The following is a 23,428-nucleotide window of genomic DNA, read 5'->3' as shown; positions in this document are numbered from 1 at the left end:
CGGAAGGTTTCGAAGGAGAACTCGCATGCCCGCAGAAAAATTCGACGTCATTGTCGTGGGGGCCGGACCGGCCGGCAATTCCTGTGCTTACACTCTGGCGAAGCGCGGCCTGAAAGTGCTCCAGATCGAGCGCGGCGAATATCCGGGCTCGAAGAACGTGCAGGGCGCGATCATGTACGCCAACATGCTCGAAAAGATCATCCCGGACTTCCGGGACGACGCTCCGCTTGAGCGCCACCTGATCGAGCAGCGTCTGTGGTACATGGACGACTCCTCCTACACGGGCGTGCATTATCGTTCCGACGACTTCAACGAGGAAGCGCCGAACCGCTACACCATCATCCGCGCGCAGTTCGACAAGTGGTTTTCGAAGAAGGTGCAGGAGGCGGGCGCGCTCCTCATTCTTGAGACGACCGTCACCGATCTCTGTTTTTCGGGCGGCAAGGTGATCGGCGTGAAGACGGACCGCGCGGGCGGCACCATTCTCGCCGATGTGGTCGTGATGGCCGAAGGCGTGAACGGCGTCCTCGGCACGAAGGCGGGTCTGCGTCCGCGTCCGAAGCCGGACACGGTGGCGCTCGCGGTGAAGGAAATGCACTTCCTGCCGTCCGATGTGATCGAAAGCCGCTTCAACATCTCGGGCGACGAAGGCGTCGTGATCGAGGCCGCCGGCACGATCACCAGGGGCATGGCGGGCACGGGCTTCCTCTACACGAACAAGGAAAGCATCTCGATAGGCATCGGCTGCCTCGTCTCCGACTTCGCACTGACCGGCAAGGCTCCTTACGAGCTTCTCGAAGACTTCAAGAAGCACCCGGCCGTTGCTCCGCTGATCGCGGGCGCGGAAGTGAAGGAATACGCGGCGCATCTCATCCCGGAAGGCGGCTACAACGCCGTGCCGCAGCTGTTCGGCGATGGCTGGGTGATCGTCGGCGACGCGGGCCAGTTCGTGAACGCGGTCCATCGCGAAGGCTCGAACCTCGCCATGACGACGGGCCGAATCGCGGCTGAAGCGATCTTCCAGATCAAGTCCCGCAAGGACAAGTTCTCGGCGGAGAACCTGTCCCTCTACCAGAAGATGCTCGAACAGTCCTTCGTGATGAAGGATCTCAAGAAGTACAAGCGCTTGCCCGATTTCATGCACGGCGCGCGCGATCGTCTCTTCGGCAGCTATCCCGAACTCGTGTCCAAGGCCGCGCAGAACTGGTTCCGCGTGGACGGCAAGGACAAGAAGAGCAAGGAAAAGGAAATCGTTCGTTCCTTCGTCAAGGCGCGCGGCGTGAGAGGCCTCGCGAGCGACGCTTGGAAGCTCGCAAGGTCGTGGCGCTAGGAACAGGAAAGGAACACTGGAATGGCTGACACATCAACGGTGCGCGTCGAAGAGAAGCTCTATCAGAACCGCTATCTCGTCGATGCCGGGCGCCCTCATATCGTCGTCGCGCCGCACGAGAAGCCGTCGAAGGAGCTTCTGCTCCTCGTCAAGCTTTGCCCCGCGCACTGCTACGAGGTGAACGGCAAGGGTCAGGTCGAGGTGAGCCCCGACGGTTGCCTCGAATGCGGCACCTGTCGCGTGCTGGCGGAAGGCTCGGGCGCGCTGACGTGGACCTATCCACGCGGCGGCTACGGCATTCTGTTCAAGTTCGGCTAAAGCTTTGGGAGCTAGAGGCGGCGCTTTCAGAGGGCTCTGAAAGCAGCCGGGCTTCCGGTATGCGGGGTTCGGCTTGACCGGTCTCCGCGGAATTACTTGGAAACGCGCCCGCAAAATCGATTATAATGGGGTCGCGTTCAGCGCACCGGCAGTTCAGGCTAGCCGGACAGGCGCTTGGTCGCAGATACACAAGGGGACTGATCATGGATTCCGTCGAGGAATTTCTCGCCTATTCCATCAAGCTCGAACAGGAAGCCACGCTTCGTTTCGCGCAACTCGCCGACGCCATGGACGGCGCCGGCAATCGTGAAGTGGGAAAGCTGTTCCGCCAGCTTTCGGATTATTCGCGTCTTCATATGGGCGACGCGATGGCGCGCGCCGGTTATCGCGACATTCCGAAAAAGGCGCCGGGCGATTTCGAATGGCCGGACCTCGAAAGCCCCGAAGCGGCGGCGATCTGGGGAACGGACCCGCTCATCGGGCGCGGACAGGCGCTTGAAATCGCGCTCGACGCCGAGATTCGCGGCTATCAGTTCTACAAGCATGTCTACGACACGACGACCGACCCGGAGATCAAGGTCCTCGCCAAGGAGTTTGTCGCCGAGGAGGAGGAGCACGTGGCGGAACTGAAGCGGTGGATGGCGCTGCACAAGGCGGGCGAGCAGCTTCCGCAGGAAACCAATCTCACGGCCCCGCATTGAAAACGGACGCCTCTCTCTTCATCGTGTTGAGAACGTCTGCGGTCTCACACCTCACGGGCGGGCAATGCCCGTCCTTCAGCGGGCGAGTCTGGAATTGAACAAAAAATAATTTTTGCCCTCTTTTGAGGCAATCTCTGTATTGGCCTTTGATCTAAATTGACTTTTTTGCGTTTTTTCGCGATGCGTGGGATCAGGCGAGGGCAGAATTGACTATTCTATGGGCGCGACATTGTCGCAGGTCATTGTTATAATAGCTTCAAACGTGAAACTACCAAGCAGGCTCGTGGGTTGGCCTTCGGCCCAGCCCGAGTTTGTCGGATGAGGTTATTTATGACATCTTCCGCACCGGCGGGCACCGTCACGGTTCCGGGAAGCGTGAGATACAGCGACACAGCGCTGAGCGGCATCTACGAAATCTCGAAGATCGTGACATCCCCCTCAAGCCTGAGGGTGATGCTTAACAATGTCGTCTCGGTGATGAGTTCGTTCCTCGATATGAGGCTCTCGACGCTCATGCTGCTCGACAAGGCGGGCGATCCCGAGATCAAGGTTTCGGCCTCGACGGAGCCGAGCATCGACCCCAACGAGGATGGCGACCTCCCTCTCGCTGTTATCGACCAGATCGTTGCCACCGCGTCGCCGCTGGTCGTGCAGAACTGCGCCCTTCACCCGTCGTTCGCCGGTTGGAAGCGCCTGGGCAGCGCCGGGCCGAATGTCGTGCAGACGTTCATCGGCGTTCCGATCCGCGTCGACGCCAAGGTGGTGGGCACACTCGCCATCGAACGCGTCTGGCAGGGCAGCATGGACGTGCGCATCGATCACGATGTCCGCTTCCTCACGATGGTCGCGAACCTTGTCGGCCAGGCGCTGAAGCTGCATCGCGTCGTCGCCGAGGATCGCGAACGCCTCATCCACGAACAGCACCGCCTCGCCAAGGAACTGTCGAACATCAAGGCAAAGGCGCCGCCGCCGAAGGTGACGGGCATCCTCGGCAAGAGCCGCGCGATCCGTGCGGTGACGGAGCGCATCGAACAGGTGGCGAAGTCCAACGCGCCGGTTCTCATTCGCGGCGAAACCGGCACCGGCAAGGAGCTTTTCGCCCGCGCGATCCACGAGCTTTCGCGCCGTAAGGGCAAGCCGTTCGTGAAGGTGAACTGCGCGGCGCTGCCCGAAGGCGTCATCGAGTCGGAGCTTTTCGGGCACGAGAAGGGCGCGTTCACCGGCGCTGTCGGTCTTCGCAAGGGCCGTTTCGAACTGGCGGACGGCGGCACCATTTTCCTCGACGAGATCGGCGAAATCTCGCCGTCTTTCCAGGCAAAGCTGCTCCGCATCCTTCAGGAGGGCGAGTTCGAACGCGTCGGCGGCCAGCATACGCTGAAGATCAACTTCCGCCTCGTCTGCGCCACGAACCGCGCGCTCGAACAGATGGTCGCGGACGGCAAGTTCCGCGCCGATCTTTATTACCGCATCAACGTCGTGCCGCTCATGCTGCCGCCTCTGCGCGAGCGGCAGGGCGATATCCCCGAACTTGCCCAGCACTTCCTGAACCGGTTCGCCGAAGAGAACGGCTATCAGCTTTCCTTCGGACCGGATGCGATGGAGGTTCTTTGCAAATGCTACTTCCCCGGCAATATCCGCGAACTGGAAAACTGCATCCGCCGCACCGCCGCGATGACGCTTGGCGACGAGATTCACGCGGCCGATTTCGCCTGCCAGCACGGGCATTGTCTCTCGTCGATGCTGTGGAAAGGACCGGCAAGCGGCGAGGTGACCTATGTTCCGCCCCAGCAGCATCGCTTTACCGAGGGCAACAGCAGTCAGCCGCGCGTCAGCCCGCCAGCCGCGCCGTCGCCTTATACGCCGCCACCCGCTGAATATGCGGAAAGCATGAACGGCCACTCGAACGGCGCGGCCAATGGAAACGGCGCTTCGCATAACGGGGCGGCGCATAATGGCGCCCCGCATGGCAACGGCTCGGCCGCGCATGAAGACGACGGCAGCGGCTACGCGCAACTCAGCAAGGATGCGCTCATCAACGCGCTCGAAAAGACAGGCTGGGTTCAGGCGAAGGCCGCGCGCATGCTGGGTTTGACACCGCGTCAGGTCGGCTATGCGCTGAAGAAGCACGGCATCGAGATGAAGCGCTATTGATGCAGTGGAGGAAGAATCGATGAGCGTCGCCTATGCCATCTGCGCCGTGTCGGACATCCCGAATCGCCGGGGACGCGGGTTCGAGCTTGTGCGCGTGGCCGATGGCGCGGAAAAGCCGTGGCCCATTTTCGTGGTGCGCTGGGACAAGCAGGTTTTCGCCTATGTGAACCGCTGCCCGCACAACAACGTCAATCTCGACTGGGAAACGAACCAGTTTTTTGAGCCGGGAACGAAGAATATCGTGTGCGGAAAGCATGGCTCGCTGTTCGAGCTTGCGTCCGGCAAATGCATCGACGGGCCGTGTCTCGGAAAAGACCTAGAACCGGTCGCGGTGTGCGTGCTTGATGGAGACATCTGCGTTATCGGCGTGGAGCTTGCCGAGCTGGACGACGACGAGGCGGAAGCCGCGCCGCCCGCGCTCTGAGGCCGTCCTGAGAGGGAAAATGAGCGCTGGCTTCATCGTCACCGGCACAGACACCGGCATCGGCAAGACTGTGTTCAGCGCGGCGCTTGCGGGTGCGCTCGGCGCTTACTACTGGAAGCCGGTGCAATCGGGCCTTGAAGACGAAACCGACAGCGACACCGTTCGCCGTCTCTCCGGCCTGCCGCCGACGCGCATCCTGCCCGAAGCCTACCGTCTGGCGCTCCCCGCCTCGCCGCATATCTCGGCGGCGCGCGAGGGCGTCACCATCGAAGCGTCTCGGCTCGCCGTGCCCGACGTCGACGGCCCGCTCGTCGTCGAAGGCGCGGGTGGCTTGCTCGTGCCCCTCGCACCGGGGCTTCTCACCATCGACGTTTTCGCGCGCATGGGGCTCCCCGTGATCCTCTGCGCGAGGACGGCGCTCGGCATGATCAATCACACGCTGCTCTCGCTCGAAGCACTGGCGCGGCGCGGCATGCGCGTCCACGGCGTTGCCTTTCTCGGCGATCCGGCGGATGAAGAAGAAGCGGCGGTCGCGGCTTTCAGCGGCGCGCGCCGTCTCGGGCGCTTGCCGCGCGTCGATCCGCTCGACGCCCCGACGCTCGCTCTCGCATTCCGGCAGAGTTTCGACCTCGCCGCGTTCAGGTAGGCAGCATGGGCGACATCATCTTCCTCACAGGGCCGGTCCGGAGCGGCAAGAGCCGCCGCGCGGTCGACATCGCCGAAAGCTACGGCGACCGCGTCGCGTTCGTCGCCACCTATGCGCGCGATCCCGCCGACGCCGAGATGGCCGAGCGCGTGCGCCGTCATCAGGCCGAGCGGCCCGCAACATGGCGCACGCTCGAAGCGCCGGACGACATCGCTGCGTCGCTCGCCGCTCTCGATCCCGCGCCCTCGTGTGTGCTGATCGACAGTCTTGTGACGTGGCTCGCCTTCCGCACGGGGTTTGGCGGCACAGAAGGGATGAGCGATGAGGCGATTCTCGACACGTGGAGCCGCGAGCTTGATGGGTTTCGCACCGCGCCCTGGCCGACAGTAATCATCGGCGATGAGGTGGGCTGGAGCATCGTGCCGATGGAGGCCGAGTTGCGCCGCTTCCGCGACCTCGCGGGCTTTCTCGGCCAGCGCACGGCGGCGGCGGCGAGCGAGGCGTGGCTTATGGTGGCGGGCTGCGGCGTCCGGCTGAAATAGGGCGCGTCACCGCTGGCCATCAGGCTTGCTGAGAGAAGGCGGCCCATTTCTCCGCGTCGGCCCCGACGAGCGCGGCGAGCGGCGCGCCCGAGGCGACGGTTTCGGCGACGAGCGCGGCCTTGATGGCGGGCAGAAGCCCGGCGCCTTCATAGACGAGGCCGGTATAAAGCTGCACGAGCGACGCGCCCGCGCGGATCTTCGCAACCGCCGCGTTGCCGGAATCGACGCCGCCGACGCCGATCAGCGGCAGCCGCCCGTCCGTCTCGATGAAGCAGCGCGCGAGGAAGCGCGTTGAGCGCGCGAACAGCGGCCGCCCGGAAAGCCCGCCGGCTTCGCCGCGCCGCCGGTCGGTCACGCCTTCGCGCGAAAGCGTCGTGTTGGTGAGGATCGCGCCATCGACGCCGTGGTCGAGCAGACAGCGCATCGTCGGTGCGATGTCGTCGTCGCGCAGGTCGGGCGCGAGCTTGACGAGCACCGGCACCTTGCGCGCGAGCTTCGCGCGCGCATCCATCACCGCGTCGAGCAGCGCCGCGAGTTGATCCGGCGCCTGCAAATCGCGCAGGCCCGGCGTGTTCGGCGAGGAAATGTTGATCGCGAGATATGCGGCGACCGGGCCGAAGGCAGCCACGCCCGCGACATAATCCGCGATCCGATTTTCGCTCGTCTTGTTCGCCCCGATGTTCACGCCGAGAAGCCCGCGCGGCGGATGTGCGGCGAGCCGCTTCAGGGCCGCCGCGTGGCCCTCGCTGTTGAAGCCGAAGCGGTTGATGACACCACGATCCGCGATGAGCCGGAACGAGCGCGGGCGCGGATTGCCGGGTTGCGGCTTCGGCGTGATGGTGCCCGCCTCGACGAAGCCGAAGCCGATGGCAAACAGCGGATTGTAAACCCGCGCGTCCTTGTCGTAGCCCGCCGCGACGCCGACCGGGTTCGGGAAGCGAAGGCCGAAGAGATCGACGCCGAGGCGCGGATCGTCGAGCGCGGCGCGCGGGTGCATGCCCGCTTCAAGCGCGCGCAGCGATGCCTCATGCGCCGTTTCGGGGTCGAGGAGGAATAGCCCCGCCTGCGCTGCCCGCCACAGGCTCACGACGCGAGATCCTCGGGGATGAGCGGCACGCCGTCCGGCCCGAGCGGGATGTCGGTTTCGCTTATGACGGCAGCGAACGGCAGCGGTGCGTAAAGGTGGGGGAACAGTTCGCCGCCGCGCGATGCCTCGAAACGGAGTTGGCCGGTTTCGGCGGCGTTGCTCGCGCTTGCCGCATCGAGCGCGAGCGAGGGCAGGGCGGCGAGCATGTCTGCGTCCACCGCGACGAGCAGGAGGCTCGGCACGCCCGCAAAGTAGCGACGCGCGGTTTCCGCCACCTGTGCAGCGGTCGAGAAATGAATGAAGCCGTCGCGGCGATCCACCTCCGAACCGGCGAAGATGCCGCCCGCGCGCGCGGCTTCCCATTCGCCGCGCGTCACGAGCTTGTAGATGATGCGCGGCCTGTCGCTCACCGCCGCCTCCCGTTACGCCTGCGCCGCCGCGAGCCGTTCCGCGATCAGCGCGCGCGTGTTCTCGATCCCGTACGCCTTGATGAACGAGCCGAAACGCGGCCCCGCGCTCTCGCCGAACAGAACCTCGTAGAGCGCCTTGAACCAGTCGCGCAAATTTTCGAACGGATGCGACTTGCCGACCTCGTAGACGATGCCTTGCAGCGCTTCCGCGTCGAGAGACGCATCGGCGGAGGCAAGGCGCCCGTCCAGATCGAGCATCGCGGCGCGTTCGACATCGGTCGGCGCGCGGTACACCTTGAACGGTTTCTCGCGCTCATCGAAATAGCGGATCGCGAAGCCGATGAGCCGGTCGAGTTCCGGATAATCCTCCGGGTTCGCTTCCGGCGCGTAGTTCCGCACGAACTGCCAGAGAATGTCCTTCGTGTGGGCGTTTGAAGCGCTGACGAGGTTCAGCAGAAGACTGAAACTCAAGGGCACGCCATGTTGCGGCGGCGTGCCGCCATGGATATGCCAGACGGCGTTGTCGATCTGCTTTTGCGGCGTTTCCTTGTGAAACGCGTCGAGAAGGGTGAAATATTCGTCCACCGCCTTCGGGATGACGTCGAAGTAAAGCCGCTTCGCCGTCTTCGGCTTCTGGAACATGTACAGCGCGAGGCTCTCCGGCGTGGCATAGGCCAGCCATTCCTCCACCGCGATGCCGTTGCCCTTCGACTTCGAAATCTTCTGGCCCTGATCGTCGAGGAACAGTTCGTAGTTGAAGCCCTCGGGCGGACGGCCGCCGAGCGCGCGTGCCACCTTCGACGAGAGCGTCACGCTGTCGATGAGATCCTTGCCCGCCATTTCGTAATCGACGCCCAGCGCGACCCAGCGCATGGCCCAATCGGCTTTCCACTGGCACTTCACATGCCCGCCGGTGACGGGCGTTTCGACGCGCTTGCCGGTGTCGGGGTCGGTGTAGACGATGGTGCCCGCGTCCACGTCGCGCGCCTCGATCGGCACTTGCAGCACCTTGCCCGAGTTTGGCGAGATCGGCAGGAAGGGCGAGTAGGTGGCGCGGCGATCCGGGCCGAGCGTCGGCAGGATGATGGCCATCACATCATCGTAGACGGCGAGCATCTTGAGCAACGTCTCGTCGAACATGCCGGAGCGGTAGCACTCCGTCGCGGACAGGAACTCATACTGGAAGCCGAAGCTGTCGAGAAAGCTCCGCAGCCGCGCGTTGTTATGCGCGCCGAAGCTCGAATGCGTGCCGAACGGATCAGGCACGGCGGTCAGCGGCTTTTCGAGCGCGGCCTGCAGCAGCCCCTGATTGGGCACGTTGGTCGGCACCTTGCGCAGGCCGTCCATGTCGTCGGAGAAGCAGACGAGCCGCGTCTTCACGCCGGGCTTCAGCGCTTCGAGCGCGTGCCGCACCATGGTTGTGCGCGCCACCTCGCCGAACGTGCCGACATGCGGCAGGCCAGAGGGGCCATAGCCGGTCTCGAACACGACCTCCCGCGCCGGGTCCGCCTTTTCGAGGCGTTTCAGGAGCTTGCGTGCCTCTTCGAAAGGCCAGGCCTTGGAGGTGTGCGCAAGATCGGCGAGGGTGTCGGCGGCGGTCATGGGTTCTGTGCTTATCGGTATTTGTGCATTTCGGTTGTGGCGGACTATGGAAAGCCGCGCCTATCGCGTCAACCGCCATCGCATCGAACGCACAACAACCGCCCCTCGATTGCATGCATCCGGTCCGAGGCGAGCACCGAGCTTTGCCAAAGGATTTCCGGCTTGGGGCGGCATGGCGAAATCGAGGCGCAAGCGTGCCCGTTCGATGGCCTCCAAGCGTTGAACTCGGCCGCTGGCGCGCCATCTCTAGGCCATGGCCGAGGACGCTCCCATCCGCGAAACATATGCGCCGCTCAGGCTTGAAGCGGTGCTTTACGCGTTGAGCGATCCCGTGCGGCTGCACATCGTGCGGAATCTCGCCGAGCGTGGCGAACTCGCCTGCTACGCTGCGGTGACAGGTCTCGACATTGCGAAATCCACGCAATCCCATCACTACCGCGTCCTGCGTGAGGCGGGAATCATTGCGCAGCGGAAGGAAGGCGTGTGCTTCATCACGGCGCTTCGTCGCGGAGAGATCGACGCGCGCTTTCCGGGGCTTCTCGACGCCGTGCTCAGGAACATGGACGCTTGCGCCGCCGCGCGGTCTCACGCGGAACAGTGCGGCGCGGCTCCGACCGAGGGCGAGGCTTGCGGCTGACGCAGCGGCTTTGCCTGCGCGTGGATTTTGCCGCGTGCTAGCGGATGCCGACGAGCTTGTGCATCTGCATCGAGAGCCGCCACGGCGGGTTCGCCATGCAATAGCGGATCGCCGCTTCGATATTGTCCCGATGCTGCGGGCCGTCCATCGGCTGAATGAAAAAGTGGTCGAACTTCAGCCGCTCGAAAAGCTGCGGCAGCGCGCCGGTCTGCGGATAGACGAGCTTCAGTTCGTTGCCCTCGCGCTGGGCGAGCGGCACGCCAGCCTTCGGGCTGATGCAGATCCAGTCGACGCCGCGCGGCGCGGGGCGGGTGCCGTTCGATTCGATGGCCACGGTGAAGCCGCGCTTCTTCAGCGCATCGATCATCGGGGTGTCGAGTTGAAGCGTCGGCTCGCCGCCCGTGCAAACCACATAGGGCGATGCGGTCTTGCCCTTCGTCAGCGAATTCCACATGCCGAGCACGACGTCGGCCAGTCGGTCGGCCGTCTCGAACTTGCCGCCGTTCGGTCCGTCATAGCCCACAAAATCCGTGTCGCAGAACCGGCAGAACGCCTTGCTCTTGTCCTTGTGCTGGCCGGTCCAGAGGTTGCAGCCCGCGAAGCGCAGGAAAACGGCGGCGCGGCCCACTTGCGCGCCCTCGCCTTGAAGCGTCGGAAAGATTTCCTTGACCGTGTACATGCCGCCTATTCTTGCGAAGCTGCCATATCGCGCCAGACGTAATAGCCCTTCGCGCGAAGATCACAGGCCGGACACGTCCCGCATCCATAACCCCACTCATGCCGATGATCGCGAATGCCTTTGTAACAAGTGTGTGAATGCTCCGCAACGATATCCACAAATGAATTGCCGCCGAGCGCGTGCGCCATGGACCAGGTGTCGGCCTTGGTGCGCCACATGAGCGGCGTCACGATCCGAAATTGCTCGTCCGTGCCGAGGCATATGGCGGTGGCGAGCGTCTGGAGCGTTTGGTCGCGGCAGTCGGGATAGCCGGAAAAATCGGTCTGGCACATGCCGCCGACGAGGTCGCGGATGCCGCGGCGATAGGCGAGCGCCGCCGCCAGCGTGAAGAACAGGAGATTGCGGCCCGGCACGAACGTGTTCGGCAGGCCGCTCGCGCCGAACGCGATTTCCGCATCCGACGTCAACGCCGTATCGCTCACCGCGCCGAGAACCGAGAGATCGAGCACGTGATCGGGGCCGAGCCGCGCCGCCCACTCCGGCGAGAGCGCCGCCATCGCGTCGCGCAGCTTCGGCCGACATTCAAGTTCGACGCTATGGCGCTGGCCGTAGGAAAAGCCCAGCGTTTCGACTTGCGCATAATTCGTCAACGCCCAGGCAAGACAGACGGCGGAATCCTGTCCGCCGGAGAAAAGAACAAGACTTTTCGTCGCGCTTTCGGGTGTAGCTGTCATGCGGACCGATTAAACCGCTTTAAGCGGGCGCGCGAGTCCTTTATGACAACCGCGGGATTCCAGCCGGACGCGCGTCCGCTCACGCTTTCGTTTTCACGAGGTTTACATGACCGCCATTACTGACATCATCGGCCGCGAAATTCTCGACAGCCGGGGCAATCCGACCGTCGAGGTGGACGTGGTGCTCGAAGACGGCGCCGTTGGCCGCGCGGCCGTGCCGTCGGGCGCGTCGACCGGCGCTCATGAGGCGAACGAGAAGCGCGACGGCGGCGACCGTTATCTCGGCAAGGGCGTGCTTCAGGCCGTCGACGCGGTGAACGGCGAAATCTTCGACGCGCTTCAGGGCTTCGACGCGGAAGACCAGCGCCGTATCGATCAAATGCTGATCGACCTCGACGGCACGGAAAACAAGAGCCGCCTCGGCGCGAACGCCATCCTCGGCGTATCGCTTGCTGTGGCGAAGGCGGCCAGCATCGCGGCGGACGCGCCTCTCTATCGCTATCTCGGCGGCGTCAACGCCCGCGTGCTGCCGGTGCCGATGATGAACATCATCAATGGCGGCGCGCATGCCGACAACCCGATCGACTTCCAGGAATTCATGATTTCGCCGCTCGGCGCGCCGACGCTTGCGGAAGCCGTGCGCTGGGGCGCCGAGGTTTTCCACACGCTGAAGAAGCTTCTGAAGGACGGCGGCCACAGCACCAACGTCGGCGACGAAGGCGGCTTCGCGCCGAACCTGAAATCGGCCGACGAGGCGCTGACCTTCGTGATGCGCGCCATCGAGAAGGCGGGCTACAAGCCGGGCGAGGATATCGCCATCGCGCTCGATCCGGCCTCGACCGAATTCTACAAGAACGGCAAGTATGAGCTTGAGGGCGAGGGCAAGAGCCTCGATGCGGGCCAGATGGTGGCGCTCTATCGCGACCTCGTCTCGCGCTATCCGATCATCTCCATCGAGGACGGCATGGCCGAGGACGATTGGGAGGGCTGGAAGGCGCTCACGGACGAAATCGGCGGGAAGGTCAACCTCGTCGGCGACGACCTGTACGTGACGAACCCGAAGCGTTTGCGCGAGGGCATCGCGATGGGCGCGGGCAATGCGATCCTCGTGAAGGTGAACCAGATCGGCACGCTCTCCGAAGCGCTCGACGCCGTGGACATCGCGCAGCGCGCGAGCTTCAAGGCGGTCATCTCGCACCGCTCCGGCGAGACCGAGGACTCGATCATCGCCGACATCGCGGTCGCCACGAATGCGGGCCAGATCAAGACCGGCTCGCTGTCGCGCTCGGACCGCATTGCGAAATACAACCAGCTCATCCGCATCGAGGAAGAGCTTGGCGATACCGCAGTTTTCGCGGGGCGGAGCATCCTGCGCGGCGCGCATTAAGTCTATAACCGCGCTCGAAGTGATATTCCAAGCAGACCTCGCGTTGATTCGCGAGGCCCGCGAGACGCGAAAAAGGCGACCGATTGGCCGCCTTTTTATTTACTTCGTCTTCTTCTCGGAGGACTTCGGTTCTGCTTTTGTCGGCTCTGGAGCTGTGGCTGCGGCCGGGGCCTCGCCAGCATCGTTGCCCGACGCTGGCTCGCCCTTGCCGTCGCCCTGCTCGGGGCCGTCCTCGCCCGGCTGCTTGGCGTCGAAGCACGCGTAATATTTCGGCGCGTCGCTTTCCTTCGCCGCGCAATCGACAATCGGCTTCAGATCCGCGACACCGTCGTAATAGATGTAGGTGGTGATCGCGTAGCGAACCTCGCCGCTGGGGTCGGAGCCGTAGCGGTCCATCTTCCCCTTCATGTTCGGTTCGATTTCGATCAGCGCGTCGCGCAGCGCATCGCCCTCGATGAAATTGTCGGGCAACTGGTCGAAGGGGCCGTCGAAATAGTTGTTGAGCTGCGTATTGCCCATGAAGACGCCGATGAGGATGCGGCGGTCGGCGAGCTTGTCCTTGTAGAAGGCGAAACTCGTCCGGTGGCCGACTGTAACGCCCGGCATGGTCGTGTCTTCATATTGATCGACCTTCGGCATGTCGTTCAGCACGTAGAGGAACGTCTTCGACGGCTTGTTGAACACCAGCTCGAACTTCACGCCGGACTCGTCCCAGATCGGGCCGATATAGGTTTCGTCGTCGCGAACCGCGCCCGGCGCCGGTTTTGTCTTCGACAAGTCCGGCAGTTCGAAGGCGACCGTCTTGCCTTTGAACGTCACCGTGTAATGCAGCTTGTCGATCTGCTTCACGTCGACGCCGTCTTCCGTGCCGAGCTTCTTGTAGGCGGGATCGAGCGGCTTCCGCCAGAAGGCATACTCAGGGAAATAGGCGAAGTGCACCTTCCCGTCGAACTGGTCCCATGCGTCGAGGCGGATGTTGCCCGCGTAGACCATGCCTTTGTAGGGAAACGTGAAATAATAATAGCTCTCGGTCGGGTATACGACCGCCTTCTCGGGCAGCGCTTCGAACACGGCCGCGAACACGGCATCGGGATTGGCCATGTCGATCTCCGGCGTCTGCCGCGTCAGATCCTCTATGACCTGCTGGTTCGTGCGGAGCTTGAGTGTGGCCTTATCAGCGGCGGCCAGAGGCGACACAACAAAAAGTGTTGGGATAACGATGGCAATAGTTCGGGTAAGGGAGCGTCGGGAAACCGTCATGATGAAGCATCTCTTTGTCTTTCTCGGCACTACGGGGCTAACAAAGCAATGAGGCGAGGTAAAGCGCGACGGAAAATCTGTCGTAAAATTAATGTTAATGGACCCATAGATCTGAGCGTTGGTTTTCCGTATGCTCACCAACGTAACCAACACGAGAGGGTTTTTCTCATGAAGGCATTTGCATTCGCCGCCGTCATCACGTTCGGCGCTCTGTTTGGACTTTCGGCCCAGGCCGCGCCGGCCTCGTCCGTGGCTCCGGTGCTTCAGGCTGAAGCAGCCGTGGCGGGGGCGACGGTGAAGGTTCAGCACCGGCGCTGGGGTTCGCGCGGCTATCACCGGCGCGACCGCAGCCATTGGCGCCACGGTTCGCGCGGTCCGCGTTGGGGCGGCCGCGGCTTCCACAATCGCGCGCGTAGCCACTGGCGCTGGGGATCGCGCCGCTAATCACGGCGAACGTCTCCTTCAGCCAATGCGTTCAACAGGCGCATTGGCATGTTCGATAACCTGCGGTCCGGTTTCGGCTGGACCGCAGGTTTTATTTTGCGTTTGCTCCAATTTTGGTGGCTTCAAGGTGCTTCCGTGACCGGAATCGCCGCTTTTCATAAAAAAAATGTCATGTTTTAGGGGCTGGACTTCTTTTTTGCATGCCATATACTCAGTGTGCCGAGGAAAGGAGCGTTCAGATAAGGTCTGATCAAATGAAAAAGTATCTCGTTGCGATTGCAGTCGCATGCACGGCTCTGTTCGGAGCTTCGGTGCAGGCTGCTCCCGTTTCTTCTCAAGCCTCGGTCATTCAGAGCGAAGTGGCGAAAGCCGACGCGGTGGTGAAGGTTCAGCACTGGCGTTGGGGTTCCGGCGGCTGGCATAACCGCTCCCGCAGCCATTGGCGCTGGGGCTCGCGCGGTCGCGGCTGGCGTCCGGGTTGGGGTCCGCGCCCGAATTGGGGCCACAACCGTCGTCGCAGCCATTGGCGCTGGGGCTCGCGCTGGTAGGCGCCTTCTAACCGCTTCGAACGGCCCTTTCGGGGGCCGTTTTCTGTTTTAAGACAGGAGTCGCGTTGACGGAGCGGGTCTCCCCCGCGCAGCAATCGGCGCCCTGTCCAGGCGATATCCCCGCACTTGTCAACCGGCGGTAGAGGGGCGTTTGACAGCGAACGGCACTTGTGCAAGCTGACGTCAAGGCTTGTGCGCGGCCTTGTTGCTGCGCCCCATTATCGCGCGGTTACATGTCGAACAGTCGCCCACAGGATCGCCCGATCCACAAAAACTCCCTCTGGCTCATACGCCAGCTCTGGTCCGATCATATCAGGATCTACCTGTGGCGGCTCATCGGCGCCTTCATCCTGATTTCGATCCTCGCGGGCGTCACCGGCCTCTATCCGATCGTCATCAAATATTCCTACGACCTGCTTGCGAAGGGCGAGATGAGCTATCTCTGGCTCATCATGCTAACCATGGTGGGGGTGACGGCGCTCAAGGGGATGCTCGATTATTTTCAGGCGGTGTATACGAACCGAATCAGCATCACGCTTGGCCTCAACATGCAGAAGCGCCTCTATGCGCACCTCATGCGGTCCGACTTCGCGCGGCTGACCAAGGAGCCCCCCGGCAATCTCGTCACGCGCATCAATGGCGACCTCGGCCAGGTTCAAGGCGCGATCATGACGGTGTTCACGGTTGCGATCCGCGATGTGCTGACCGTCTTCTCGCTCGTCTGTTCGATGCTCTATCTCGACTGGGTGATGACGCTCGTCATCCTGCTGTTCTACCCTCTGGCCGCTTTTCCCATCGCTCAGGTCGGGCGCATCGTGCGGAAATATTCCTCGCACGGCTGGGCGCAGATCGGCAACACGACGGCCGTCCTGGTCGAGCATCTGTCATCGCAGCGGCTGATCAAGACTTACCGCCTCGAACAGTACTCCTTCGATCGCGTCAGCGAGCAGCTCGAAAAAGCGGTGGAGTTTCAGCGCAAGACCGTTCGCGTCAAGGCGGCGCTGAACCCGACGCTTGAAGTCTTCGGTGGCATCGCCGTCGCGGGCGTCGTCGGGCTCGCCGCCTACCGCATCTCGCAGGATTCGAAGACTGTCGGCGATTTCACCGGGTTTATCGCGGCGCTTCTCATGGCGGCGCAACCGATCCGCTCCTTCGGCAACCTGAACAACCGCATTCAGGAAGGGCTGGCGGCTGCCGAGCGCTACTATGGTGTGCTGAACGAGAAGCCGAGCGTGGTCTCGTCGCCGGACGCAAAGCCGTTGACGCTGACTGGCGGCGGCAGGATCGTCTTCGACGATGTTTCATTCTCTTACAATGACGACGGCCGCAACGCCGTGCGCGATTTCTCGCTGACGGTTGAACCCGACACGACCGTAGCGCTCGTCGGCAAGAGCGGTGCCGGCAAGTCGACGATTTTCAATCTCGTCCCGCGCCTTTACGATCCGCAACTCGGCCGCATCACGATCGATGGCCAGAACCTCCGCGATATCACCGTCGAATCGCTGCGCGATCAGATGGCGCTGGTGAGCCAGGACATCACCCTCTTCGACGACACGGTCGCGGCAAACATTGCACTCGGCAGGCTCGATGCCACGCGTGACGACATCGTCGCCGCCGCGAAGGCTGCCCACGCTCACGACTTCATCGAGGACCTGCCTGAAGGTTACGACACGCGTCTGGGCGACCGGGGCCTGCGGCTGTCCGGGGGGCAGCGTCAGCGCTTGGCGCTCGCCCGTGCAATTCTCCGCGACGCGCCAATCCTGCTCCTCGACGAAGCGACGAGCGCCCTCGATGCGGAGTCCGAGCGTCTGGTGCAGGAGGCTCTCGCAAAGTTCAGCGAGTCGCGCACCACCCTCGTCATCGCGCATCGGCTTTCGACCGTGAAGAACGCGGATCTGATCTGCGTGATGGAGGATGGCTGCATCGTCGAAAAGGGTTCGCATGCCGAACTTCTGGCGCAGGACGGCGCCTATGCGCAGTTCTGCAAGTCGCAGATGCTTACTCCCGAGGATCAGGACCATGCGAAGCGCACCGCGGCACAGGCCGAGAAGCAGGAAAAGGCTGCCGAAGTGAGCGCGGCCTGATCGCCGCTCGAACCGTGCCCACCCCGCTGCCTGCTATTCCCGCTGAAGCGCGCGGTTGACGACAAGGTTCGCCCAGTTGCTCGGCTTGAAGCCGCGCTTGATCTCGCCCGGATCGTAGCGCGTCTCGACCCACTCGAAGAAGGTCATCGGCTCTTCCGTATTGTCGGCCAGGTAGCGCTCGAAGAGATAATCGAGGACGCCGGTCTCGGAACTGCGGATGTGACCGAACTTGAGGCTAAGTTGTTTCGCGGCCTGCTCGATGGGCTGGCCCTCCTTCATATACATCAGCAGCGCGCTCATCATTCCGGCGCGGTCCGCGCCCGACTTGCAATGAAACAGCACCGGATATTCGATCTCGTCGAAAAGCGCGCGCGCTTGCCGGATGACATCGGCACGCGGAACCATTCGCGACTGAAGCGGGAAGTTGATCAGCCGGATGCCGTGGCGCTCGCAGGCCTCCGCCTCAAGCCGGTAGCTGCCGCAATCGCGCTCTCCGCGCAGGTTGACGACCGTCTTGATGCCGCGCTTCGCCAGCCACGCGACATGCGCCGGACTCGGCTGCGCCGAACGCCACACTCCCGGCGCGATCTGATGCCGGTTGGAATAGACCGAGCGGAAAAAATGATGGTCCATGAAGAACAGATCGAAATAGTCGAGCACCTTGTTCGCTCGACGCCTGGTCCGTTCGGGCGCTCGCTCGTCGAGCTTATGCCGCCAACGGCGGTAGCTGCCGCCCACTGCCTTGGAGTAGGGCTTCAGGAAGCGCTTGGCTGATCGAAACGGATTGAAGGTCATGCAACCTGTGACGTTGGAATTGGCTTCGATCGTTTGATATACCCCGCTTCCGGGCCGACCTCCAAGCGCCAAAATTGATCGCCACACCGGGCCGTAACCTCGAACCAGTCTTCCGAGCGGAAGTAGACATGTGTTTGATTCCACACAGACGTAAACTTGAGTTCTTTGGCGTGTTGATATAGGGACGCTGCACACTCACGGAATATGCCGGAGAGATACTGCCCCATGCTCGATGAAGCGGCGCACTCGATAGAAGGCACGGCGCGCGTGCCGCCCGTCCGAATCGGCGCGCTGACGCTCGAAAAGCCGGTCATCCTTGCGCCGATGTCGGGTGTCACCGACAGGCCGTTCCGGCGCATCGTGCGGAAATTCGGCGCCGATCTCGTCGTCACCGAGATGCTCGCCAGCAAGGCCGTCGTGCGCCAGCACAGGAAGACGCTTCGCATGTCGGAGCGCGAAGACGACGGTGGCCTCATGGCGGTTCAACTTGCCGGCCGCGATCCCGCGATCATGGCCGACGCCGCGCGTCTCGCGGAGGATGGCGGCGCCGACATCATCGACCTCAATTTCGGCTGCCCGGTGAAGAAGGTGGTCAAGGATCTGGTCGGCTCGGCGCTGATGCGCGACGAAGTTCACGCCGCAAAAATCTTCGAAGCGGTGGCGAAAGCGGTGAGGGTGCCGGTCACGCTCAAGATGCGCACTGGCTGGAGCGCGGACCAGCTCAACGCGCCCCGCCTCGCCCGAATCGCGGAAGACTGCGGAATCGTCATGGTGACGGTGCATGGCCGAACGCGATGCCAGTTCTACGGCGGCGAAGCCGACTGGGGCTTCGTGCGGCGCGTCAAGGAAGCCGTTTCCATCCCCGTCATCGTCAACGGCGACATCGTCACTCCCGACGACGCGGCGCGCGCGCTGGCGGCGTCCGGAGCCGATGGCGTGATGATCGGGCGCGGCGCTTACGGACGCCCGTGGATCATCGCACAGGTGGCGGCGGCCCTTCGCGGCGAAACCGGCACGGGCGAGCCTTCGTTGCGCACCCGCGCCGATACGATGGCGGAGCATTTCGAGGCGATGGTCGACTATTACGGCGAGCGGACAGGCGTGCCCATCGCGCGCAAGCATCTCGGCTGGTACAGCGCGGGGCTGCCGGGAGCGAGCGGGTTTCGGGACGCAATCAACGGGGCGGAGGGGGCGGCGGAAGTGCGACGGCAGATGCGCGCGTTGTGGGAGCCGCTCCTGTGAGAGCGTGCTACGGCTGATAGCGATTTCCGACGTTCAGGAAAACTGGAGCGGGCGAGGCGATTCGAACGCCCGACCCTAACCTTGGCAAGGTTATGCTCTACCCCTGAGCTACGCCCGCTCTGGCGATGCGGCAACGTCCTGAACGTCGCCGCCGGGTCCGTGTCTTATAAGCAAAGCCTGACGGAATGCGAGCCGAAATTTACATCCGCGTTGTTTCCGGTCGAGGCGCCGTAAGTTGCGGCGCGCCGTCGTTCAGCCGCGTCCCGTGAGCCAGTTCATGAAGCCCCGGCGCGGCGCGCGCTCGACGGGCAACCCCGCCTGTTTCCAGGCCTCGATGCCGCCATCGAGGTTGTAGACGACGGAATGGGCGGAAAGCTCGGCCGCCAGCCTCTCGCAGGCTTTTCCCCCGCGCCCGCCGAGCTTGCACATGATGACGAGCTTCTTCCCTGCGTAATCGGGCAGTTCCGCGCAGCAGACCGTCCCCAGCGGAACGAGCGTTGCGCCCGCGACGTGCTCCGCCGCGTATTCCTGCGGCTCCCGCACGTCGACGAGGACGGCATCGCCGCGTTCCAGCCAGGTCTTCAGCGCAGCGGGTTTGACGGGTTGGATCGGCATGGGATTTCCTTAAGCTTGTTCTAATGTTTTCACGGTCGGCAGTAGATGAGATAGAGCGTCGAGAGCAGCGCGTGAACCTCCATGCTGCACAGCCGGTAATACACCATTTGCCCCCGTTTTTCGGCGGCGACCACGCCGGACTCGCGTAGCCTGGCAAGATGCTGAGAAACGGCCGATTGCGACAGGTTGATCGTTTCGCAAAGCTCGCCGACCGACTTCTCCCCGCCGATGAGCTGGCAGAGAATGAGCAGACGATGCGCATTGGCGAGTTGCTTCAGCATCTCCGCCGCCGCTTCGGCATGGCCTTTCATGGCGTCCGCCGCTGCCGGGACAGGGGAATTCTCTGGCTTCATCTTGACACCATATTAGCGTCCTCTAATATACGATCAACACGATGCCACACAAGCCCCAAGAGGCCCTCATGGAAAAGAATTACGCCGACATCACGCGCGCCATCTCCACCAACATGAAGGAACTGCGCAAGGGCATCCCCGAGACGATGCAAGGCTTCAGCGCGCTTGCGGCCGCCGCCACCAAGGACGGCGCGCTCGACAAGAAGACCAAGGAACTCATCGCGCTTGCCCTCGGCGTCGCGGCGCGCTGCGACGGCTGTATCGGCTTTCACACCGAGGCGCTCGTCAGGCTGGGCGCCTCCCGCGAAGAGGTGCTGGAAGTGCTGGGCATGGCCGTCTACATGGGCGGCGGCCCCTCGCTCATGTACGCTGCGGACGCCATCGGCGCTTACGACCAGTACGCAGGAAAGCGCGCCGCCTGAGCGGCAAGTGTTTCGCCTCACGCCGCCGCAATCGCAGGCTTTCCACACCCTCTGAGATTGGCGGGGGACGGCGGCAAAAGGGGCTTGCATCGCCGTCGGCTTTGCGTAATAAGACACGGACCCGGCGGCGGCGTCCTTCAGGATGTTGCCGCATCGCCAGAGCGGGCGTAGCTCAGGGGTAGAGCATAACCTTGCCAAGGTTAGGGTCGGGCGTTCGAATCGCCTCGCCCGCTCCAATTTTCAAAGACACTACGCGTATCCCTTGATCGGAAAGCTTGCTGCTTCCGGCGCGTGATCGCGCGTGCCCGCCGCTCGACTTGGCTATCGGTCTCCAGCTTCGCCGCCGCTTCCCGGTAGCGGGCGGATTCGCAAGCAGGAAAGGCCGGAGTGCGCCCCGGCCTTCTGCAATTCAGCGCCGCTAGAGCCCGTTGCGATCTGACCGAATCGCAATCAGATCGGATCCGGCCACTAGAAGCCCCCGAAGAACGACGGGAAGCCTCCGCCCCCGCCGCGCGACCAGCCACCGCCGCCGCCATGCCGGCGCGGACGCGGATTACCCCAGAAGTCGGTCTCGCCACTGCGACGCACCCAGCCGCGGCTCGGCGCGCGCTTGCGGATTGCCATGCTGCCCTGCGGTTCGCCGCTCATGAGCACAACGAAATCGGTGTCCTTGCCGGTTTCGACGCTCGGAGCTTCATCGGTGATGATGAGCGACGATCCCGGCAGCACCACCGCCGAAATCTTGTCGAGCGCTTCCTGCTGCACCGTCAGCCGGTCGAGAGCCGCTGTCGCGGCCGCGACGTCGGTCGCTTGCGGAGGCGCCGGGGGCTGCTTCTTCTTCGAAGCCGGTTGCTTCTGCTTCACGTAAGGCTCGACGTTCAGCGCATCCTTATACAACGAAACGACATTCCAGTTCAGCGCGCCGGAACGCGATGTGTCGACCGCCGTGTAGACGAAAGACCCGATAGGCTTGTCGTCATCGCGGATCGAGACCGGCCCCTCGTAAATCGGCTGGTTTGCCTTGCGGATATAAAGCCGATGCGTCTTGCGGCTGATGAGCACCGAAACCGGCGCGGTGTTGAGTTCAGCCTCCTCGGCGGCATCCTGCGCCGCGATCTTCGCATCTTCGGCCGCCTCGGCCTCCTGCCTTGCCGTCGCTGCCGCCGTGGTCTTTGCTTCGGCCTGGATCTTCGCCTGCTCAAGCTTCTCGCGCGCGGAGGCGAGTTTCGCCGTGGCCAGTTCCTTCGCCTTCGCCGCCCTTTCCGCCTTCGCGTCCGTGTCGGCGGCCTCGATCAGCTTCGCCGCCGCCGCGAGACTCGCCTCGGCCTTCGCGACATCGCGCTCTGCCGCCGCGACCACCCTCAGCGCGGGAGCGGCTTCGGCGGCTTTCCTCTGCGCGATCTTTTTCAGTTCCTTCTCGCGCCTGGCGGCGGCTTCGGCTTCGCCCGTCTTCGCCATGGCGGTAAGGCGCAGCCGCTGCAACAGGTCGGAGCCGTTATCGCGCCCGACGCTCACGGGAATGCCGAGGATCGAGGTTTCACCGTCATTTCCGTCCGCCATTTCCCGCGGCCCGAACAGAAAGGGCTGTGCGATGGGAGCGGGCTCGATGTCCTCGCGCGCCACGATCACGCGCATGCCCATGTTCGTCAGGCCGAACAGACGCCGGGCGAACGAGCCCGGCAGCCGGATGCAGCCATGGCTTGCGGCATAGCCCGGCAGAACGCCCTCATGCAGGGCGATGCCTGTCCAGAGAATGCGCTGCATATAGGGCATCGACGCATCGTCATAGAGATTGGAGTGATGCTGTTCCTTTTTCTGCACGATGCTGTAAATGCCGGGCGGCGTCTCATAGCCGGTCGCGCCGCTCGATACGGGCGACTCCAGCATCTTGCCGCGCGCGTCATAGACGGTGATGCGCTGCTCTTTCAGGCCGACGATGGCGAGCACGGGCGCCGGTCCGAACCTGGGCCGCGTATAGTCGTCGTCCATGTAGCGGTTCGAACGGGCGTCGGCGGGCGTCGGCGCGGGAGCGGTCAATCCCGCCACCACGAGAACCGCGAACGCGCAGGACGTGATGAGCTTGAATTTCATGTCGTGGCCCTCAAAAATGCATCACATCGGCCTCGCGACGCGAAACCCGAACGAATTGAGACGAATGGTTCCGGGCGTCGCATACCGATACGCCGAACGCAAAAGGCGGGGGTGATAGTTCCATGAGCCGCCCCGCAAAATGCGAAGCTCGCAGGCCGCATCTTGAACGGCCGTGCCGTCGGTCGGCGCGCCTTCATAGGTCGGGCGATAGCAATCCTCGACCCATTCCCACGTGTTGCCGTGCATGTCGTGAAGACCGAAGGCATTCCTCGGGAACGAGCCGACATTGGTCGTCTTCTGTCTGTAGCCGCCCTGCTGGCCACCGGGGTACACGAAATTCGCGTCGTAGTTCGCCTGGCGGTAGCTGATGGTTCGCCCCGTGGAGAAGGGCAGCGTGCGCTCCGCGACGGTTGTCTGGCCGCGCGCGGCGTATTCCCATTCGGCTTCCGTGAGGAGACGATAGGGCTGGCCCGTCTTCCGTGCGAGCCACGCGACATAGGCTTGCGCGTCGTCCCACGACACGTTGATCGCGGGCTTGCGGCCGCGTCCCCATCCCTCGTCCGCGGGCTTGTAGGCGCAGCCGCCATCCGCCACGCAGGCGTCATATTCGGCGAAGGTCACTTCGTATTTGCCCGCCGCGAAGGCCGGAACCGCAACACGGTGCTGCGGCCCCTCGTCCCGGTTGCGACCGCGCTCGGTTTCGGGCGACCCCATAAGGAACTCGCCGGCGGGCACGGGCGCCATTTCAGGGCAGTTCGGGCAGTCGCGGAAGGTTTTTGCAGCGTCATCGCGCGGGGCGCGCCGCTGCGCGTCGGCGCTTTGCGGCATGAACAGAAGAACGAGCACAACGAGAAATGCGCCAATCATGGGATGCTTCCAATCGATACACTGCCCCACGTCTAACCCACCCATCGTTACCACAGTGC

At 63.5% G+C, this 23,428-nt stretch carries 25 protein-coding genes and 2 tRNA genes; 15 read left to right on the top strand and 12 right to left on the bottom strand.

Annotated elements, in window-relative coordinates:
- The first annotated feature begins 25 nt into the window (after positions 1–25).
- The 7 genes from KKP04_RS06220 to KKP04_RS06190 all read left to right on the top strand — a co-directional run bounded on the left by KKP04_RS06220 (position 26) and on the right by KKP04_RS06190 (position 6,112).
- Positions 26–1,330 carry an FAD-dependent oxidoreductase gene (locus tag KKP04_RS06220; RefSeq protein ID WP_215028086.1) on the top strand — a complete coding sequence of 435 codons (1,305 nt, stop codon included), beginning with the start codon at positions 26–28 and terminating at the stop codon, positions 1,328–1,330.
- 21 nt (positions 1,331–1,351) lie between these two features.
- Positions 1,352–1,648 (top strand): ferredoxin family protein, encoded by a 297-nt coding sequence (locus KKP04_RS06215; RefSeq protein WP_215028084.1) that lies wholly within the window; start codon positions 1,352–1,354, stop codon positions 1,646–1,648.
- 203 nt (positions 1,649–1,851) lie between these two features.
- Positions 1,852–2,349, top strand: coding sequence for a ferritin family protein (locus tag KKP04_RS06210; RefSeq protein WP_215028082.1), 498 nt, complete (start codon positions 1,852–1,854; stop codon positions 2,347–2,349).
- Between the two features lie 330 nt (positions 2,350–2,679).
- The gene (gene nifA, locus KKP04_RS06205) at positions 2,680–4,500 is read left to right on the top strand and encodes a nif-specific transcriptional activator NifA (protein ID WP_215028081.1); all 1,821 of its coding nucleotides are present in this window, start codon (positions 2,680–2,682) and stop codon (positions 4,498–4,500) included.
- A gap of 19 nt (positions 4,501–4,519) precedes the next feature.
- A complete protein-coding gene (locus tag KKP04_RS06200) occupies positions 4,520–4,924 on the top strand; it encodes a Rieske (2Fe-2S) protein (RefSeq protein ID WP_215028078.1) in 405 nt (134 codons plus the stop codon).
- 19 nt (positions 4,925–4,943) lie between these two features.
- Positions 4,944–5,570: a dethiobiotin synthase gene (bioD, locus tag KKP04_RS06195; protein ID WP_215028071.1), complete on the top strand. Its 627-nt coding sequence runs from the start codon at positions 4,944–4,946 to the stop codon at positions 5,568–5,570.
- A gap of 5 nt (positions 5,571–5,575) precedes the next feature.
- Positions 5,576–6,112 carry a bifunctional adenosylcobinamide kinase/adenosylcobinamide-phosphate guanylyltransferase gene (locus KKP04_RS06190; protein WP_215028069.1) on the top strand — a complete coding sequence of 179 codons (537 nt, stop codon included), beginning with the start codon at positions 5,576–5,578 and terminating at the stop codon, positions 6,110–6,112.
- Positions 6,113–6,131: 19 nt separating this feature from the next.
- Here the strand turns inward: KKP04_RS06190 and KKP04_RS06185 are convergent, their stop codons facing one another.
- Genes KKP04_RS06185 through KKP04_RS06175 form a run of 3 tightly spaced genes read right to left on the bottom strand, consistent with a single transcriptional unit; the run spans position 6,132 to position 9,211 of the window.
- Positions 6,132–7,199: a quinone-dependent dihydroorotate dehydrogenase gene (locus KKP04_RS06185; protein WP_215028067.1), complete on the bottom strand. Its 1,068-nt coding sequence runs from the start codon at positions 7,197–7,199 to the stop codon at positions 6,132–6,134.
- The gene (locus tag KKP04_RS06180; protein WP_215028065.1) at positions 7,196–7,609 is read right to left on the bottom strand and encodes a DUF952 domain-containing protein; all 414 of its coding nucleotides are present in this window, start codon (positions 7,607–7,609) and stop codon (positions 7,196–7,198) included. Before KKP04_RS06180 ends, KKP04_RS06185 begins: the two co-directional genes overlap by 4 nt.
- A 12-nt stretch (positions 7,610–7,621) precedes the next feature.
- Positions 7,622–9,211 (bottom strand): lysine--tRNA ligase, encoded by a 1,590-nt coding sequence (locus tag KKP04_RS06175; RefSeq protein ID WP_215028063.1) that lies wholly within the window; start codon positions 9,209–9,211, stop codon positions 7,622–7,624.
- Positions 9,212–9,464: 253 nt separating this feature from the next.
- On the opposite strand from KKP04_RS06175, the gene KKP04_RS06170 reads away from it, so the two are divergent.
- Positions 9,465–9,848: a helix-turn-helix transcriptional regulator gene (locus tag KKP04_RS06170; protein WP_215028061.1), complete on the top strand. Its 384-nt coding sequence runs from the start codon at positions 9,465–9,467 to the stop codon at positions 9,846–9,848.
- Positions 9,849–9,885: 37 nt separating this feature from the next.
- Here KKP04_RS06170 and queE read toward each other — a convergent pair whose 3' ends face one another.
- Together queE and queC are read right to left on the bottom strand one after the other, a co-directional pair.
- Positions 9,886–10,527, bottom strand: a complete 642-nt coding sequence (gene queE / locus KKP04_RS06165; protein ID WP_215028059.1) for a 7-carboxy-7-deazaguanine synthase — start codon at positions 10,525–10,527, stop codon at positions 9,886–9,888.
- Between the two features lie 5 nt (positions 10,528–10,532).
- Positions 10,533–11,261: a 7-cyano-7-deazaguanine synthase QueC gene (gene queC, locus KKP04_RS06160; RefSeq protein WP_215028057.1), complete on the bottom strand. Its 729-nt coding sequence runs from the start codon at positions 11,259–11,261 to the stop codon at positions 10,533–10,535.
- A gap of 106 nt (positions 11,262–11,367) precedes the next feature.
- Here queC and eno point away from each other — a divergent pair, with 106 nt between their 5' ends.
- Positions 11,368–12,648, top strand: a complete 1,281-nt coding sequence (eno, locus tag KKP04_RS06155) for a phosphopyruvate hydratase (protein WP_215028050.1) — start codon at positions 11,368–11,370, stop codon at positions 12,646–12,648.
- A 99-nt stretch (positions 12,649–12,747) separates the two neighbouring features.
- On the opposite strand, the gene KKP04_RS06150 is transcribed toward eno, so the two are convergent.
- Positions 12,748–13,908 carry a hypothetical protein gene (locus KKP04_RS06150; RefSeq protein ID WP_215028048.1) on the bottom strand — a complete coding sequence of 387 codons (1,161 nt, stop codon included), beginning with the start codon at positions 13,906–13,908 and terminating at the stop codon, positions 12,748–12,750.
- 168 nt (positions 13,909–14,076) lie between these two features.
- On the opposite strand from KKP04_RS06150, the gene KKP04_RS06145 reads away from it, so the two are divergent.
- The 3 genes from KKP04_RS06145 (at position 14,077) to KKP04_RS06135 (ending at position 16,984) form a co-directional block, all read left to right on the top strand.
- Positions 14,077–14,352, top strand: a complete 276-nt coding sequence (locus tag KKP04_RS06145; protein WP_215028046.1) for a hypothetical protein — start codon at positions 14,077–14,079, stop codon at positions 14,350–14,352.
- 254 nt (positions 14,353–14,606) lie between these two features.
- Complete coding sequence (locus KKP04_RS06140; RefSeq protein WP_215028044.1) at positions 14,607–14,900, top strand: hypothetical protein; 294 nt, start codon at positions 14,607–14,609, stop codon at positions 14,898–14,900.
- Between the two features lie 233 nt (positions 14,901–15,133).
- Entirely contained in the window at positions 15,134–16,984 is a 1,851-nt protein-coding gene (locus KKP04_RS06135) for an ABC transporter ATP-binding protein (protein WP_215028042.1), read from the top strand.
- A gap of 33 nt (positions 16,985–17,017) precedes the next feature.
- Here KKP04_RS06135 and KKP04_RS06130 read toward each other — a convergent pair whose 3' ends face one another.
- Positions 17,018–17,779, bottom strand: a complete 762-nt coding sequence (locus KKP04_RS06130) for a tyrosine-protein phosphatase (protein WP_215028040.1) — start codon at positions 17,777–17,779, stop codon at positions 17,018–17,020.
- Between the two features lie 225 nt (positions 17,780–18,004).
- Between KKP04_RS06130 and dusB the strand changes: the two genes are divergently transcribed.
- On the top strand, positions 18,005–19,021 hold the full coding sequence (dusB, locus tag KKP04_RS06125; protein ID WP_215028038.1) for a tRNA dihydrouridine synthase DusB: 1,017 nt from the start codon (positions 18,005–18,007) through the stop codon (positions 19,019–19,021).
- Between the two features lie 43 nt (positions 19,022–19,064).
- On the opposite strand, the gene KKP04_RS06120 is transcribed toward dusB, so the two are convergent.
- The 3 genes from KKP04_RS06120 to KKP04_RS06110 all read right to left on the bottom strand — a co-directional run bounded on the left by KKP04_RS06120 (position 19,065) and on the right by KKP04_RS06110 (position 19,989).
- Positions 19,065–19,139: transfer RNA gene (locus KKP04_RS06120), tRNA-Gly, on the bottom strand.
- A gap of 134 nt (positions 19,140–19,273) precedes the next feature.
- Entirely contained in the window at positions 19,274–19,636 is a 363-nt protein-coding gene (locus tag KKP04_RS06115; protein ID WP_215028035.1) for a rhodanese-like domain-containing protein, read from the bottom strand.
- Positions 19,637–19,665: 29 nt separating this feature from the next.
- Complete coding sequence (locus tag KKP04_RS06110; protein WP_371818718.1) at positions 19,666–19,989, bottom strand: ArsR/SmtB family transcription factor; 324 nt, start codon at positions 19,987–19,989, stop codon at positions 19,666–19,668.
- A gap of 68 nt (positions 19,990–20,057) precedes the next feature.
- Between KKP04_RS06110 and KKP04_RS06105 the strand changes: the two genes are divergently transcribed.
- Positions 20,058–20,411: a carboxymuconolactone decarboxylase family protein gene (locus tag KKP04_RS06105; RefSeq protein ID WP_215028033.1), complete on the top strand. Its 354-nt coding sequence runs from the start codon at positions 20,058–20,060 to the stop codon at positions 20,409–20,411.
- A gap of 161 nt (positions 20,412–20,572) precedes the next feature.
- Positions 20,573–20,647: transfer RNA gene (locus KKP04_RS06100), tRNA-Gly, on the top strand.
- A gap of 232 nt (positions 20,648–20,879) precedes the next feature.
- Here the strand turns inward: KKP04_RS06100 and KKP04_RS06095 are convergent.
- Both KKP04_RS06095 and KKP04_RS06090 read right to left on the bottom strand, forming a co-directional pair.
- Positions 20,880–22,502, bottom strand: coding sequence for a L,D-transpeptidase family protein (locus KKP04_RS06095; protein WP_215028031.1), 1,623 nt, complete (start codon positions 22,500–22,502; stop codon positions 20,880–20,882).
- Between the two features lie 21 nt (positions 22,503–22,523).
- Positions 22,524–23,369 carry a formylglycine-generating enzyme family protein gene (locus KKP04_RS06090; protein WP_215028029.1) on the bottom strand — a complete coding sequence of 282 codons (846 nt, stop codon included), beginning with the start codon at positions 23,367–23,369 and terminating at the stop codon, positions 22,524–22,526.
- Positions 23,370–23,428 lie beyond the last annotated feature (59 nt).

Origin of the sequence: Rhodomicrobium sp. Az07, from assembly GCF_018619475.1 — a bacterium.
Taxonomy (GTDB): domain Bacteria; phylum Pseudomonadota; class Alphaproteobacteria; order Rhizobiales; family Rhodomicrobiaceae; genus Rhodomicrobium.
The sequence above is the reverse complement of the archived record's forward strand: the minus strand, read 5'-3'. Positions and strand labels throughout refer to the sequence as shown.